The following is a 13,996-nucleotide window of genomic DNA, read 5'->3' on the forward strand; positions in this document are numbered from 1 at the left end:
GCGCCCGCGCTGCCGGTGTTATCGGCGCTCGGAGCGGTTCGTCGTTCCGCTGACGCCGGCGTCGATGGTGCCGAACACCGTGATGCCGCTGCCCGACGAGGCCGCGGGGCCGCTGCCGCCGGCCGACCCCGTGCCCGCACAGCCCGCCGCCAGCGCGGCGGTCAGTACGGCAAGAACAACTGCAATGAATGGCTTCACGGATAACTCCAGGCATGGGTGGGACTGAAGCCCACTATAGGCCGATGCGGCGCCGGCCGCGCCGCAACACACCCGATGGCGGCAGGGTTGTCTTCTTCGCTCAGCGCGGGTCGGTGGCCAGCAGCATCTCGACCATCGAACGCAGGTCGGCCTGGAGCCGCGCGGCGCCGCTCTCCTCGAGCGCCAGCGTGGCTTCGTCCATGTAGAGCCTGCGGTTGATCTCGACCTGGATGCTGTGCCGGTGTCCGGCTGGGCGGCCGTTGCGGCGCACCAGCTCGACGCCCTTGTAGGGATGGTTGTAGTCCACGCTGTAGCCGCGCGCGCGCAGGTGCTCGCAGATGCGCTGCGACAGCGCCGGATCGGCGGTGCTGCCATCGCGGTCGCCGATCACGAAATCGGCGTGCACGAGGCCTGGGAAATCGGTCGCATGGCTACCCGCGACCGCCGGCATCGAATGGCAGTTGATGTGGATGCTGTAGCCGTGCCGCGCATGCGCCGCCTCGATCGCCTCGGCCACGGCGGCATGGTAGGGGCGCCAGCAGTGGTCGATGCGCGCGCGGACCTCGTCCACCGTGAGCAGGCGGTCGTAGATCGGCAGCCCCTCGTCCGTGAGCTTCCAGATCAGGCCCTTGCCGAGCCTCACCTTCGACAGCACCCGCGGATCGTCCGACAGCGGCCCGTCCCACGCACCGTCGAGCAGCGAGGTGTCGAGCTCGGTGAGGTCGCGGTTGGCGTCGAGGTAGCTGCGCGGAAAGTGCGCCTCGATCCACGCGACGCCCAGGGCCGATGCGAAGGCGTAGAGCTTCTCGACGTGGGTGTCCTCGGCGCGGCGCAAGGTGGCGAGGTCGCACACCGGCCGGAAATCGTCAGGGTAGATCGTGCCGCTGTGCGGCGAATCGAGCACCAGCGGCGTGTGCCCGGCGATGCTTGTCACCTGGGCGCGGGTCTGGATCAGTTTCAGGACAGGATGCATAGGCGGTCAGTCCAGTCGGATGCGCGCAAAGGCCGCGACCTTCTTCATCTTCTCGATTTCGCTGTCAATCTGCTTCGCGAACTCGGCCGGCGTCGTGCCCGAGGCATAGAGCCCCTGCAGCGCGAGGCGTTCGCGCACCGAGGCGTCCTTCAGCGCCGTGGCCACCGCCTGCTGCATGCGCTGCGCGATGCCGGCCGGCGTGCCGGCCGGCGCCACCAGGCCGAACCACGACGGGTCGTTGTTGGCCGGGTAACCCAGTTCGCGGTAGGTCGGCACCTCGGGCAGCACGTCGAGCCGGCCGCTCCACGACACGGCCAGCGCCACCAGCTTGCCCGCCTTCACGTGCGGCAGCGAGGAGGCGACCTGGTCGAAGTACACCGGCACCTGGCCCGCGAGCACGTCGTTGATCGCCGGGCCTGCACCGCGGTAGGGGATGTGCACCATCGAGGTTCCGGTACTGCTCTTGAAGAGTTCGCCCCACATGTGGCCGATGGTGCCGTTGCCCGGCGAGGCGTACGACACCTTGCCGGGGTTGGCCTTCAGGTACGCCACGAGTTCCGCGAAGCTCTTCACCGGCAGCACCTGCGGATTGATGACGACCACGCCCGGTGCCTTGACCAGCTCGGTCACGGCCACGAAGCCCTTGACCGGGTCATAGGGCAGCTTCTGGTAGACGGCCGGGTTCACGCCATGCGTGGACAGCGTGGCCACGCCGAAGGCGAGGCCATCGGGTGCGGACCGGGCCACCTCGGCCATGCCGATGGAGCCGCCCGCGCCGGCGCGGTTGTCGATGACCACCGGCTGCTGCAGGATCTTGGCGAGCGGCTCGGAGAGCACGCGCGCGGTGATGTCGGTGGCGCCGCCGGGCGGGAAGGGCACGATCAGCCGAATCGGCCGGCCTTGGGCCAAAGACATTCCAGGAACGACCGAAGCAGCGGCCAGTGCGGAGAGAAAATAACGACGTTGCATGGGGAATCTTCCAATGAGGCGAGGGTGAAAAGGCAAGAAGTTGCCCTTCACATCAAGCAAAGGATAGACCAGTTAATATTCTGATCTGGAATGTTTTGATGGGCATCCTTCCACCATGTCGCTGCGCCGCCTGAACCCACCGCTGAACCTGCTGCGCGCTTTCTCGACGGTGGTGCGCTTCGGCAGCGTGTCACGCGCGGCGGAGGCGCTGCACCTCACGCAGGGCGCCGTCAGCAAGCAGGTGCAGGAACTCGAGCGCTGGATCGGCGTGCCGCTGTTCGAGCGCGCGCGCAAGCGGCTGGCGCTCACCCCCGCGGGCGAGCGCTACGAGAAGGCGGTGCGCGCGGTGCTCGCCCAGCTCGAGGCGGCCACGCTCGAACTCATCACCAGCGGCGACGGTGGCGGGGCGCTGCATCTCTCGACGCTGCCGACCTTCGGCGCCAAATGGCTGATTCCGCGCCTGCCCGACTTCCAGCGCCGCCATCCGCAGATCACGCTGCACTTCGTGCCTTTCGTGCATGGCTACGACTTCGAGCGGCCCGAACTCGACTGCGCGATCCTGTTCGGCGACGGCCACTGGCCCGGTGCCCGCTCGCACTACCTCGCGGGGCAGGATGTGGCGCTGATTGCGCCGCGCGCGGAACTGGCCGAAGTGCGCATCCGCACGCCGCAGGACGTGGCGCGCTGCACGCTGCTGCGCCATGTGACGGTGCCGCAGTCGTGGCTGCAATGGAGCGAGGCGCACGGCGTGCACGGGCTCGATCCGCTGGCCGGCCCGCAGTTCGACCAGTTCCAGACCATGATCCGCGCCGTGATGGTGGGCATGGGCGTGGCACTGGTGCCGCGCTGCCTGGTGCAGGACGACATCGCTGCCGGCCTGGTCGACGAGCCGCTGCCCGAAGGCGGCTACCGCGGCGCCGAAGGCTATTGGTTCTGCTACCCCGAAGGGCGCGGCCAGCTCGCCACGCTCGACCATTTCCGGCGCTGGCTGCTGGCGGACGTGGACCGGCAGGCGGAACCCGCCGGCTGAGCCGGCTACTCGGGCTTGGCGCCCGAAGCCTTGACCGCCGCGCCCCAGCGGCCGATCTCGCTCGCCACGAAGCGGTCGAACTCGGCGCCCGTGGTCGGTGCAGGCTCGGAGCCGCGATCGCGGATGAAGCGCGCCATCTGCTCGGTCTTGAGGATCTCGGTCACTTCCTGGTTCAGCCGCGCCGTGATGTCGGCCGGCGTGCCGCGCGGCGCCATCAGCCCGAGCCAGCCCACGGCCTCGAAGTCCTTCGTGCCCGCCACGCCGCTCTCGCGCACCGTGGGCACGTCGGGCAACTGCGACGAGCGCTTGGCCGAGGTGACCGCCAGCGCCACCGCCTTGCCCGACTTGATGTGCGGCAGCGCCGCCGTGACCGAGTCGACCATCAGCGGCACCTGGTTGCCGAGGAAGTCCGCCTGCGCCGGACCGCTGCCGCGGTAGGGGATGTGGGTCATGAACACGCGCGCCGCCGACTTGAACATCTCGCCCGACAGATGCTGCGTGCCGCCGATGCCCGCGCTCGCATAGCTGAGCTTGCCTGGCTCGGCCTTCGCGCGCGCGGTGAGGTCGGCCATGCTGCGGATGCCGCTCTCGGGCGTGGCCAGGAACACCAGCGGCACCGTGGCGATCAGCGAGATGCCCACGAGGTCCTTGCGCGGATCGAAGCCTGGCTTGGCGTAGAGCGTCTGATTGACCGCCATGGCGCTGCCCGCCACCACCAGCGTGTAGCCGTCGGCCGGCGAGCGCACCACGAAGTCGGTGCCGATGTTGCTGCCCGCGCCGGCCTTGTTGTCGACGATGACCGGCTGGCCCAGCCGCTTGCCGAGCTGCTCGGCGAGCGCGCGCGCGAAGATGTCGGTAGCCTGCCCGGGCGGGAAGGGCACCACCAGCTTGACGGGCTTGTCGGGCCAGGCGGCGGCCTGGGCCGCACCGGCGGCGAACGTGCAGGCCGCAGCGAGCGCGAGGGTGAAATGTCTGCGCTGCATGGCCATCATGGCGCCGACAGGTGCTTGCCCACGATGCCGGCGAGCTCGAACATCGTCACCTGGTCCTTGCCGAACACCGGTTTGAGCTTGGCGTCGGCGTTGATCGCGCGCTTGTTGTTGGCATCCTGCAGGCCGTTGGCCTTGATGTAGTCCCAGAGCTTCTTGATGACCTCGGTGCGCGCCACCGGTTCGGCGCCGATCACCGCGGCCAGCGATTCGCTGGGCTTCAGGCCCGCGCCGGGCTTGCGCGGCGTAGCCGCCTTCTTTGCGGCCGGCGCCTTCTTTGCCGCCGGGGTCTTGCCAGCCGCCGTCTTCTTGGCCGCGGCGGTCTTCTTGGCCGCGGGCGCAGCCTTGCCGAAGGTCTTGCGCGGCGGGAATTTGCTGCCCCCTTCGCGCGGTGCGAATTCGAAGGTCACCTTGCCTTCCTCGGCGTTCCAGGTCAGGAAGGCCTTGAAGGCGCGGCGCGTGCGCATGCTCACGAACTTGTCGAGCAGGTCGGTCTTGCCCGTGGCGAGCAGCTTTTCCATCTGCGCGCGCTCCACCGGCTGTTGCAGGATGATCTTGCCGGTCTTGAAGGTGCAGCTCGGCGTCGGCTGCGCGTTGGTGGGCACCGACTTCTCGCAGACGTAGTTGCTGCCGTGCTCGAACACCGGCGCGCCGCAGATGGGGCAGGGGCCCAGCGTGTCCTGCGCGCTGAAATCGATGATCTCGCCGGTGTCGCCGTTCTTGTCGTCGCCGAAGTCGAACTCGAGCTTCCAGTTCTTGGCTTCCTCCCCGTCGTACTTCAGGATGATCTCGGAGGTGAACGGCCAGCCGGCCTTGGAGCGGAAGCCCTCGAGCGGGCCGATGTGTTTGTCGCGCAGCAGCGCCTCGGCCTCGGCCACCTCGAAGGTGCGCCCCGCCGGCGACTTGCCGAACGAGAAGCCGCAGGGCTCCTGGCCCGCCTTGCCGGTGCAGCTGTAGCGGCGGTAGTTCTCCTTCACCACGCCGGCGCAGTTGGGGCAGGGCGTGGCAAGCGTGGCGTAGTCGCCCGGTACGGTGTCGCGGTCGTACTCCTTGGCCTTCTTGACGATGTGCTCCGTCATGCTGGCGATCTCGCGCATGAAGGCATCGCGGCTGAGCGCGCCCTTCTCCATTTGCGCGAGCTTGTATTCCCACTCGCCCGTGAGCTCGGCCTTGGAGAGTTCTTCCACGCCCAGGCCGCGCAGCAGCGTCATCAGCTGGAAGGCCTTGGCCGTCGGGATCAGCTCGCGGCCCTCGCGCAGCATGTATTTCTCGGCGATCAGGCCTTCGATGGTGGCGGCGCGGGTGGCTGGCGTGCCCAGGCCTTTTTCCTGCATCGCCTCGCGCAATTCGTCGTCGTCGATGGTCTTGCCGGCGCCTTCCATCGCGCCCAGCAGCGTGGCTTCCGAGTAGCGTGCCGGCGGCCGGGTCTTGAGCGCCTTGAGGTCGGCGGACTCGGTCTGCACAGTTTCGCCCGGTTTCACCACGACGAGGTTCTTGCCGTCCTTCTCGTCGTCGTCGTTGACCGCTTCCTTGCCCCAGATCGCGAGCCAGCCCGGCTTGACCAGCACCTTGCCGTCGCTACGGAACGGGTACTTCTTGCCGCCCGCTTCGACCGTGCTGATACGGGTGGTCACCTGGAATTCGGCGCTCGGGAAGAACACCGACATGAAGCGGCGCACCACGAAGTCGTACAGCTTCTGCTCGGCGTCGGACAGGCCGCTCGGTGCCTGCAGCGTCGGAATGATCGCGAAGTGGTCCGACACCTTGGCGTTGTCGAAGATGCGCTTGTTGGGTTTCACGTAGCTGCCGTCGACGGCCTGCTGCGCGAACGGCGCGAGGTGCTTCATGCCGCTGGTGGCGAGCATCCTCATCGTGTCCTTGACGACCGGCAGGTAGTCCTCGGGCAGCGCGCGCGAATCGGTCCGCGGATAGGTCAGCGCCTTGTGGCGCTCGTACAGGCTCTGCGCCAGCGCCAGCGTGGTCTTGGCCGAGAAGCCGAAGCGGCCGTTGGCCTCGCGCTGCAGCGAGGTCAGGTCGAACAGCATGGGCGAGGCCTGCGTGGTGGGCTTGCTCTCCTCGGTGACGGTGGCGGGCTTGCCGCGCGCCGCATCGGCGATCTCGCGCGCTTCGCGCTCGCTCCACACGCGGTCGGCGCGGATCTCGGCGTCGGCCGCGCCGTCGGGGCCCGGCGGCGGCTTCTTGAAGTTGGCGTCGAACCACTTGCCGGGGTACTGGCCGGCCTCGGCCTGGAACACGCCGTGGATTTCCCAGTAGTCGCGGCTCACGAACTTGCGGATCTTTTCCTCGCGCTCGACCACCACCGACAGCGTGGGCGTCTGCACGCGGCCCACGGTAGTCAGAAAGAAGCCGCCGTCGCGCGAATTGAACGCGGTCATGGCGCGCGTGCCGTTGATGCCCACGAGCCAGTCGGCTTCGGAGCGCGATCGCGCGGCGTCGGCCAGGCCCTGCATCTGCTTTTCGGTGCGCAGCGCATCGAAGCCGTCGCGGATGGCCTGCGGCGTCATCGATTGCAGCCACAGCCGCTTGACGGGCTTGTTGAGGCCGGTCTTGCCGCCCGCGTACTGCTCGATCAAGCGGAAGATCAGCTCGCCCTCGCGGCCCGCGTCGCAGGCATTGATGAGCTGCGTCACGTCCTTGCGCTTGGCCTGCTTGACCACGGCGTTCAGGCGCGTCTTCGTCTTGTCGACCGGCTTCAGGTCGAAATGCGGCGGAATCACCGGCAGGTTCGCGAAGCTCCACTTGCCGCGCTTCACGTCGAATTCCTCGGGCGCCTGGATTTCGACCAGGTGACCGACGGCGCTGGTCACGACGTAGCTTTCGCTCTCGAAATGCTCGTCGTGTTTCTCGAACTTGCCGGCGACCGGCGTCAGCGCACGGACGATGTCCTGCGCCACCGACGGCTTTTCTGCGATTACCAACGTCTTCATCAACATTTCCTAAAAAACAGTTCCCAGGCCGCCGCCGAGCCGCCTCAAGGCGGCCTGCGGCCCTCTCGGGGGGCAGCGACGACACGGAGTGCGGAGCGTGGGGGCCACATACAATCTGCGGCTTCCCGCGTGCGCACGCGCACACGCGCATGTGTGCATATTCAACCTAACAGACTTCGGCGATGCCTTCCAAATCCACACTTTCCGGCGGCCGCCGCATCCAGACGCGGCGCTCGTCCGTCCATGGCAACGGCGTCTTCGCCGTCCAGGACATCGCGGAAGGCGAGAAGTTGATCGAATACAAGGGCGAGGTCATCAGCTGGAAAGAGGCGCTGCGCCGCCATCCGCACGACCCCGCCCAGCCGAACCACACCTTCTATTTCCACATCGACGACGGCCGCGTGATCGACGGCAACGTCGACGGCAACGCCGCGCGCTGGATCAATCATTCGTGCGATCCGAACTGCGAGGCCGACGAGGTCGATGGGCGCGTTTATATCAAGGCGCTGCGCAACATCGCTGCAGGAGAAGAGCTCAACTACGACTACGGCCTGATCATCGACGAGCCCTATACGCCGAAGCTGCTGTCCGAATTTCCGTGCTGGTGCGGTGCGGAGAATTGCCGCGGCACGCTGCTGACGCCGAAGGACGAAGACGAGGAAAAGAAAAAAAAGAAGAAGAAGAAGAAAAAAGCCAAGAAGGCCGAGAAGAAAGCCGAGAAAAAGGCTGACGAAAAAGCCGAAAAGAAGGCGGACAAGAAAGCGGAAAAAAAGAAGTCCGGCAAGGCCAGGAAAGACTGAGCGCATGACCACCACGGCCGCCTGGTTCGAAGACCGCATCGCCGCCGCCGTGGCGCCGCTGCTGCCGGGCTTTGCGGTCGAGATCGCGGCCGAGATCGACTCGACCAATGCCGAACTGATGCGCCGCGCGCGCGCCGGCCGCACCGAGCCCGTGCTGCTCGTGGCCGAGCACCAGACCGCGGGGCGCGGCCGCCTCGGGCGGCCCTGGCACAGCGCGCAGCCGCAGGGCGAGAGCGCCGGCCCCTCGTCGCTGATGTTCTCGCTGGGCCTGCCGCTCGCACCGCGCGACTGGTCGGGGCTGTCGCTCGCCGTCGGCGTGAGCGTGGCCGAGAGCCTCGATCCCTCGGGTGAGGCGAAGGTCGCGCTCAAGTGGCCCAACGACCTGTGGGTCGACGACCGCAAGCTCGTCGGCATTCTGATCGAAACCGCCATGCCGCAAGGCGTGCAGGCCGCCGTGCCGGCACCGCCGCGCTACGTCGTGATCGGCATCGGCATCAACATCGGTCCGCGCGATGGCGACGGCATGCGCACGCCGCCCGCGTGGCTGCGCCAGTGGCGCCCCGAGGCCCGCGCGCCCGAAGTGCTGGCCGAGCTGGCCGCGCCCCTGGTGCGCAGCGTGCAGGACTTCGAAGCGCGCGGCTTCGCGCCCTTTGCCGAGCGTTTTGCCGCACGCGATGCGCTGCGCGGGCGCGAGGTCCACCTCAGCGACGGCACGGCCGGCCTGTGCGAGGGCGTGGCCTGGGGCGGCGAACTGCAGGTGCGCACCGCCGAGGGGCTGCAGATGATCTCGAGCGACGAGGTCAGCGTGCGACCGCGCGGCATGGCCTTCTGACTAACGGGCGTTCGCCATGAAGCTGCGTCTCGTCCTCGTCGTCCTGGTGCTCGCCAACGTGGGCTACTGGCTCTGGTCGCGCGGCGACCTCGCGGGTTTCGGCATGGCGCCCGCGAGCCTGGACGAGCGCGAACCGCACCGCCTTGCGCGCCAGGTCCATCCCGAGTGGCTCCAGATCCGCAAGGACGGCGGCAGCGCCGCCCCCTGACGGCGCTGCTGGTCGGTCAGGGCGCCGCTGCCTCGCCCTCGAAGCGCACCGTGAAGCGCGCGCCCGGCGGCTGCCGCTCGGGGTGCGCATCCTCGAGCTTCACCTGCGCATGGTGCAGGTTGGCAATCTCGCGCACGATCGGCAGGCCCAGCCCCGAGCCGTCGGCTTCGTTGCCGAGCACGCGGTAGAAGGGTTCGAACACGAGCTCCCGATCGGCCTCGGCGATGCCGGGCCCGTTGTCCTCCACCTGCAGCAGCACCACCTGGCCGAAGGGATCGGCCAGCACCCGCGCGGTGATGACGCCCGGGCGCTCGGCGGTGGAGGGCGTGTAGTTGATCGCGTTGTCGAGCAGGTTGCGCGCCAGTTCCTTCAGCAGCGTCGGATTGCCTTCGACCACCACACCCGGCGCGCCTGGCTGAGCCCCGTCGTAGCCCAGGTCGACGCGTTTCTCGATGGCGCGCGGCACCGCCTCGCGCACCACCTCGATCATGAGCCGTGCGAGATCGCAGGGCTGGCGCGCGGTGCCCGCACCGGTGCTCTCGGCGCGTGCGAGCGAGAGCAGCTGGTTCACCGTGTGGGTGGCGCGCACGCTCGCGCGGCCGATCTGCTTGAGCGACTGCTTGAGCTCGTCCGCGTTGGCGCCTTCGCGCTGCGCCAGGTCGGCCTGCATGCGCAGGCCCGCGAGCGGCGTCTTGAGCTGGTGCGCCGCGTCGGCGAGGAAGCGCTTCTGCGTGTGGATCGAGTCGTTTAGCTTGTCGAGCAGCTCGTTCACCGAGGAGACCAGCGGCACCACCTCGAGCGGCACCGACGATTCGTCGAGCGGGCTCAGGTCGCCGGGGCGGCGCTCGCGGATGCGCGCCTCCACCACCGACAGCGGCTTGATGCCGCGCACCAGTGCCAGCCAGATCAGCAGCACCGCCAGCGGCATGATCGCGAACTGCGGCAGCAGCACGCCCTTGATGATCTCGGTCGCGAGGATCGACTGCTTCTCGCGCGTCTCGGCCACCTGCAGCAGCGCAGGCGCCGCATCGTCGTTGCTGGCCAGCCAGAGCGAGGCCACGCGAACCTGTCGGCCGCGCATCTCGCCATTGCTCAGCATCACCACGCCCACGACCGGCGGCTCGTCGAAGCTGGGGTGCGGCACGTCGGCTTCGCCGCTCAGCAGCTTGCCGCGGTTGTCGAGGACCTGGTAGTAGACGCGGTCCGCACCGTCGGCACGCAGGATCTCGCGCGCGGCCTGCGGCAGCACGAACGCCGTCTGGCCCTGCTGCACCGTGGCGAGCCGCGCCAGCGTCTGCACGTTGTATTCGAGCGCCCGGTCGAACGGCGCATTCGCGATGCCCTGCGCCACGAGCCAGGTCACGCCGATGCTCACCGGCACCAGCAGCAGCAACGGCGTGAGCATCCAGTCGAGGATCTCGCCGAAGAGGGAGCGCTGTGCGCGCTGGAAGAGTTTCAAGCGGAAGCCCTGCAACTAAAAGAATCGAAAGCGTGACGTAGTGCGAATGCGAGGGAGTTCCTGGCGCAATCCGCGCGCCGCCCGGTTGTAGTCTCGCCGGGCAGTTTCTGCGATTCGAACAATATTCAGGAGGTTTCCATGAGAGATTATTTGCCGCGCGGGTGCCCCAAACCGGTTTGGGCGGCCACGACCTTGGCGCTGGGCATCGCATTGACCGGCTGCGGCGGTGGAGGCAGCGGTGGCGGCGGCGGACTACCGGTGTTTCCAGTGGCTTCTGCGCCTGCACCGGCTCCCGCACCTCGTCCAGACCAGGAGCCGTTTCCTGGCAGCGAGCCGCTGCCTTCGTTGGCGGCACCGCAACCGGGTTCGACTGCTGCGGCGGGCAATGGCAGCGAAGGCCTCTACTATTCGACGACCGAAATCGTGTTCCTGGGTGGAGACGGCAGCATCGCGACGAAGTTTCCGAGCGGAATCTTGTGGGGGTCGATCGCGGTCGATCGCCTGAACTGGTCTTTCAATGCAGATACTGAGTACTGGCCGTACTCTTTGCCGACTGAGTCGGTAACGGGTTCCGGCACATTCGAGCCGCAGAAATCCATGACGGGCAACCATGTTCGAGGGACTTCCGCCTCTCGCCCATTCGGGCCCTTCGAATACGAGGTCAGCAACGCATTGGCCGTTTCGCAGGAAAGTGTCCTTGGTCGTTGGTCCAGTTTGGACAAGAACGAGTCTCTCAGCATTTCTATCGATGTCGGCGCGCAAGGCGCTTTCACGGGAGAGACAGCGGGCGAGCAGATTGGCGTCTGCCGTATCTCGGGCGCGATCACGCAGGCGCAGCCCGGCACGGCCAAGAACATGTATGGCTTTACCATGAATGCGGTGGATGCCAGCAACAGCGACAGCGAGAAATGCCTGCTGATAACGGACTCCGCCTATCAGGGTCCGGCTGCTATTGCATTTTCTGCCGCTGGCTTCTATGACATCAACGGCTACTATCGAAACATCGTGTTCCTGGCTCGAAATCGGAAGGGGGGCATGTTCTGGGCCGCCCTGCGCAAACAGCGGTGAGGCCGCAGAAGATCCAGGGCATCAACCTTGGATCTTCTCCAGACAGTAGCCCAGTCCGCGCACGGTCGCGATGCGCACCGGCCCCTTCTCGATCTTCTTGCGCAGCCGGTGGATGTAGACCTCGATCGCGTTGAGGCTCACTTCCTCGCCCCATTCGCAGAGGCGCTCCACCAACTGGTCCTTGCTGACCAGGCGCCCGGCGCGCTGCAACAGCACCTCGAGCAGGCCGAGTTCGCGCGCCGAGAGTTCGACCATCTTGCCTTCGATGGTGGCGACGCGGCCGGCCTGGTCGTAGACCAGCGGGCCGTGGCGGATGGTGTTGCTGGTGGCGCCCATGCCGCGCCGCGTGAGCGCCCGCACGCGCGCCTCGAGCTCCTGCAGACTGAACGGCTTGGCCATGTAGTCGTCGGCGCCGTGGTCCAGGCCCTTGACGCGCTCCTCCACGCTGTCGGCCGCGGTGAGCACCAGCACCGGCAATTGCGAACCGCGTGCGCGCAGGCGCTTGAGGATCTCGATGCCGTGCAGGCTCGGCAGGCCGAGGTCGAGGATCAGCAGGTCGAACTCGTTGTGCGTCATGAGCGCGGTATCGGCCTGCGAGCCGTTCGCCACGTGGTCGACCGCCGCGCCGGAGGTGCGCAGGCTGCGCAGCAGGGCGTCGGCCAGCACCTGGTCATCCTCCGCAATCAGAATCCGCATGCGCCACCTCCGGCCGGTTCGGGCGCCGCGCTGGCGCCCTTCACATTTGTATGTCTCCGGCCGAGTCTAGCCCGCTGTGTAGGCTTCGAGACCGATGGTTACCACGGTGGCGACGTCATGGCCGACGCTGTCGCGGAACTCGCGTTCGGCCTGCGTCACGGCACTGCGGAAGGCGTCGAGCCAGGCCAGCCCGTCGGCGGTGAAGCGCACGCGACGCGCCCGCGCGTCGAGCGGATCGGGCCCGCGCGTGACCAGTCCCCAGGCCTCGCACTGGTCCACCAGGGCGCCCATGGCCTGCTTGGTCATGCCCGCGCGGTCGGCCAGGTCGGTGAGGCGTGAACCCTCGCGCGCCAGGTGCCGGGTGATGTGGATGTGTGCGGCACTCACCTGCGCGCGCGCCGCGAGGTTCGAGAGCGCCAGCGGCACCTCGACGTCGTGCGCCATGAGTTCGAGCACGCGCGCGTCGAATCGCCGCATGGCGTGGCCCAGCAGGCGGCCCAAATGGGTCTGTCGCCATGCGTCGGGGTCGGGGGGGAATGCAATGTCGGCCACGGGCAAATGGTAAAGCAAACTGACCAAAAAATGGGTTTACTCGAATTCACCAAGCCCTACACTACTGTTCAAGCATCCAGCCTGTGGTTAAAAGCAGAGCGCTGGCAGTCGCACACAAGTCATTGATTTTTCAGGAGTTTCCACATGGACACAGTCGTCAAGGGCGCAAGCATCTCGGTCGCCAACAGTGAAAAGGCCAAGGCCCTGCAGGCCGCGCTGGCGCAGATCGAAAAGCAGTTCGGCAAGGGCACGATCATGCGGCTCGGCGAAGGCGAAGCGCTCGAAGACATCCAGGTGGTCTCCACCGGCTCGCTGGGCCTGGACATCGCCCTGGGCGTCGGCGGCCTGCCGCGCGGCCGCGTGATCGAGATCTACGGCCCGGAATCGTCGGGCAAGACCACGCTCACGCTGCAGGTCATCGCCTCCATGCAGAAGCAGGCCGGCACCTGCGCCTTCGTCGATGCCGAGCACGCGCTCGACGTGCAATACGCCCAGAAGCTCGGCGTGAACCTGTCCGACCTGCTGATCAGCCAGCCCGACACCGGTGAGCAGGCGCTCGAGATCGTCGATTCGCTGGTGCGTTCGGGCGCGGTCGACCTGATCGTGATCGACTCGGTCGCCGCGCTCACGCCCAAGGCCGAAATCGAAGGCGAAATGGGTGATTCCCTGCCCGGCCTGCAGGCTCGCCTGATGAGCCAGGCGCTGCGCAAGCTCACCGCCACGATCAAGAAGACCAACTGCATGGTCATCTTCATCAACCAGATCCGCATGAAGATCGGCGTGATGTTCGGCTCGCCCGAAACCACCACCGGCGGCAATGCGCTGAAGTTCTACGCCTCGGTGCGCCTCGACATCCGCCGCATCGGCACCATCAAGAAGGGCGACGAGGCCATCGGCAACGAAACCAAGGTCAAGGTGGTGAAGAACAAGGTGTCGCCGCCCTTCAAGACGGCCGAGTTCGACATCCTGTTCGGCGAGGGCATCAGCCGCGAGGGCGAGATCATCGACATGGGCGTCACAGCCAAGATTCTCGACAAGTCGGGCGCCTGGTACGCCTACAACGGCGAGAAGATCGGCCAGGGCCGAGACAACGCGCGCGAGTTCCTGCGCGAGAACCCCGAGCTGTCGCGCGAGATCGAGAACAAGGTGCGAGAGTCGCTGGGCATTCCGCTGCTGGCGGCCGATGCCGACGCGCTGCCGCCCGAAAAGGCCGAGAAGCCTGCGAAGGCGGCCAAGGCCGACAAGGGCGAGTAAGGCGAGGGTGCACGGCCGTT

Annotated in this window: 14 protein-coding genes; 6 read left to right on the forward strand and 8 right to left on the reverse strand. The window is 67.3% G+C overall.

The features are described 5' to 3' along the window. Window positions 1-18 precede the first annotated feature (18 nt). From AC3A6G_RS18615 to AC3A6G_RS18625, 3 genes are all read right to left on the reverse strand, one after another. A complete protein-coding gene (locus tag AC3A6G_RS18615) occupies window positions 19-198 on the reverse strand; it encodes a hypothetical protein (protein WP_487864518.1) in 180 nt (59 codons plus the stop codon). A 100-nt stretch (window positions 199-298) separates the two neighbouring features. Further along, complete coding sequence (locus AC3A6G_RS18620) at window positions 299-1,171, reverse strand: N-formylglutamate amidohydrolase (protein WP_487874289.1); 873 nt, start codon at window positions 1,169-1,171, stop codon at window positions 299-301. A 6-nt stretch (window positions 1,172-1,177) separates the two neighbouring features. Beyond that, window positions 1,178-2,140, reverse strand: a complete 963-nt coding sequence (locus AC3A6G_RS18625; protein WP_487864519.1) for a tripartite tricarboxylate transporter substrate binding protein BugE — start codon at window positions 2,138-2,140, stop codon at window positions 1,178-1,180. A 115-nt stretch (window positions 2,141-2,255) separates the two neighbouring features. Between AC3A6G_RS18625 and AC3A6G_RS18630 the strand changes: the two genes are divergently transcribed. Further along, window positions 2,256-3,170 carry a LysR substrate-binding domain-containing protein gene (locus AC3A6G_RS18630; protein WP_487864520.1) on the forward strand — a complete coding sequence of 305 codons (915 nt, stop codon included), beginning with the start codon at window positions 2,256-2,258 and terminating at the stop codon, window positions 3,168-3,170. 5 nt (window positions 3,171-3,175) lie between these two features. On the opposite strand, the gene AC3A6G_RS18635 is transcribed toward AC3A6G_RS18630, so the two are convergent. Together AC3A6G_RS18635 and AC3A6G_RS18640 are read right to left on the reverse strand one after the other, a co-directional pair. Continuing rightward, entirely contained in the window at window positions 3,176-4,153 is a 978-nt protein-coding gene (locus AC3A6G_RS18635; RefSeq protein ID WP_487874290.1) for a tripartite tricarboxylate transporter substrate binding protein, read from the reverse strand. A 5-nt stretch (window positions 4,154-4,158) separates the two neighbouring features. Further along, complete coding sequence (locus AC3A6G_RS18640; protein ID WP_487874291.1) at window positions 4,159-7,107, reverse strand: DNA topoisomerase III; 2,949 nt, start codon at window positions 7,105-7,107, stop codon at window positions 4,159-4,161. 182 nt (window positions 7,108-7,289) lie between these two features. Here AC3A6G_RS18640 and AC3A6G_RS18645 point away from each other — a divergent pair, with 182 nt between their 5' ends. Genes AC3A6G_RS18645 through AC3A6G_RS18655 form a run of 3 tightly spaced genes read left to right on the forward strand, consistent with a single transcriptional unit; the run spans window position 7,290 to window position 8,947 of the window. After that, complete coding sequence (locus AC3A6G_RS18645) at window positions 7,290-7,907, forward strand: SET domain-containing protein (protein ID WP_487874292.1); 618 nt, start codon at window positions 7,290-7,292, stop codon at window positions 7,905-7,907. A 4-nt stretch (window positions 7,908-7,911) separates the two neighbouring features. Further along, complete coding sequence (locus AC3A6G_RS18650; RefSeq protein ID WP_487874293.1) at window positions 7,912-8,739, forward strand: biotin--[acetyl-CoA-carboxylase] ligase; 828 nt, start codon at window positions 7,912-7,914, stop codon at window positions 8,737-8,739. A gap of 16 nt (window positions 8,740-8,755) precedes the next feature. Continuing rightward, window positions 8,756-8,947: a sporulation protein gene (locus AC3A6G_RS18655; protein ID WP_487860823.1), complete on the forward strand. Its 192-nt coding sequence runs from the start codon at window positions 8,756-8,758 to the stop codon at window positions 8,945-8,947. Window positions 8,948-8,963: 16 nt separating this feature from the next. Here AC3A6G_RS18655 and AC3A6G_RS18660 read toward each other — a convergent pair whose 3' ends face one another. Then, window positions 8,964-10,406, reverse strand: a complete 1,443-nt coding sequence (locus AC3A6G_RS18660) for a sensor histidine kinase N-terminal domain-containing protein (RefSeq protein WP_487864526.1) — start codon at window positions 10,404-10,406, stop codon at window positions 8,964-8,966. A 138-nt stretch (window positions 10,407-10,544) separates the two neighbouring features. Between AC3A6G_RS18660 and AC3A6G_RS18665 the strand changes: the two genes are divergently transcribed. Further along, on the forward strand, window positions 10,545-11,474 hold the full coding sequence (locus tag AC3A6G_RS18665; RefSeq protein ID WP_487864527.1) for a hypothetical protein: 930 nt from the start codon (window positions 10,545-10,547) through the stop codon (window positions 11,472-11,474). 21 nt (window positions 11,475-11,495) lie between these two features. Here AC3A6G_RS18665 and AC3A6G_RS18670 read toward each other — a convergent pair whose 3' ends face one another. Continuing rightward, complete coding sequence (locus AC3A6G_RS18670; protein WP_487860826.1) at window positions 11,496-12,170, reverse strand: response regulator; 675 nt, start codon at window positions 12,168-12,170, stop codon at window positions 11,496-11,498. Window positions 12,171-12,236: 66 nt separating this feature from the next. Next, window positions 12,237-12,722: a MarR family winged helix-turn-helix transcriptional regulator gene (locus AC3A6G_RS18675; protein ID WP_487860827.1), complete on the reverse strand. Its 486-nt coding sequence runs from the start codon at window positions 12,720-12,722 to the stop codon at window positions 12,237-12,239. A gap of 144 nt (window positions 12,723-12,866) precedes the next feature. Here AC3A6G_RS18675 and recA point away from each other — a divergent pair, with 144 nt between their 5' ends. Next, window positions 12,867-13,976, forward strand: a complete 1,110-nt coding sequence (gene recA / locus AC3A6G_RS18680; RefSeq protein ID WP_487860828.1) for a recombinase RecA — start codon at window positions 12,867-12,869, stop codon at window positions 13,974-13,976. Window positions 13,977-13,996: the final 20 nt, after the last annotated feature.

Source organism: Variovorax sp. Soil_C_26 (assembly GCF_057657075.1).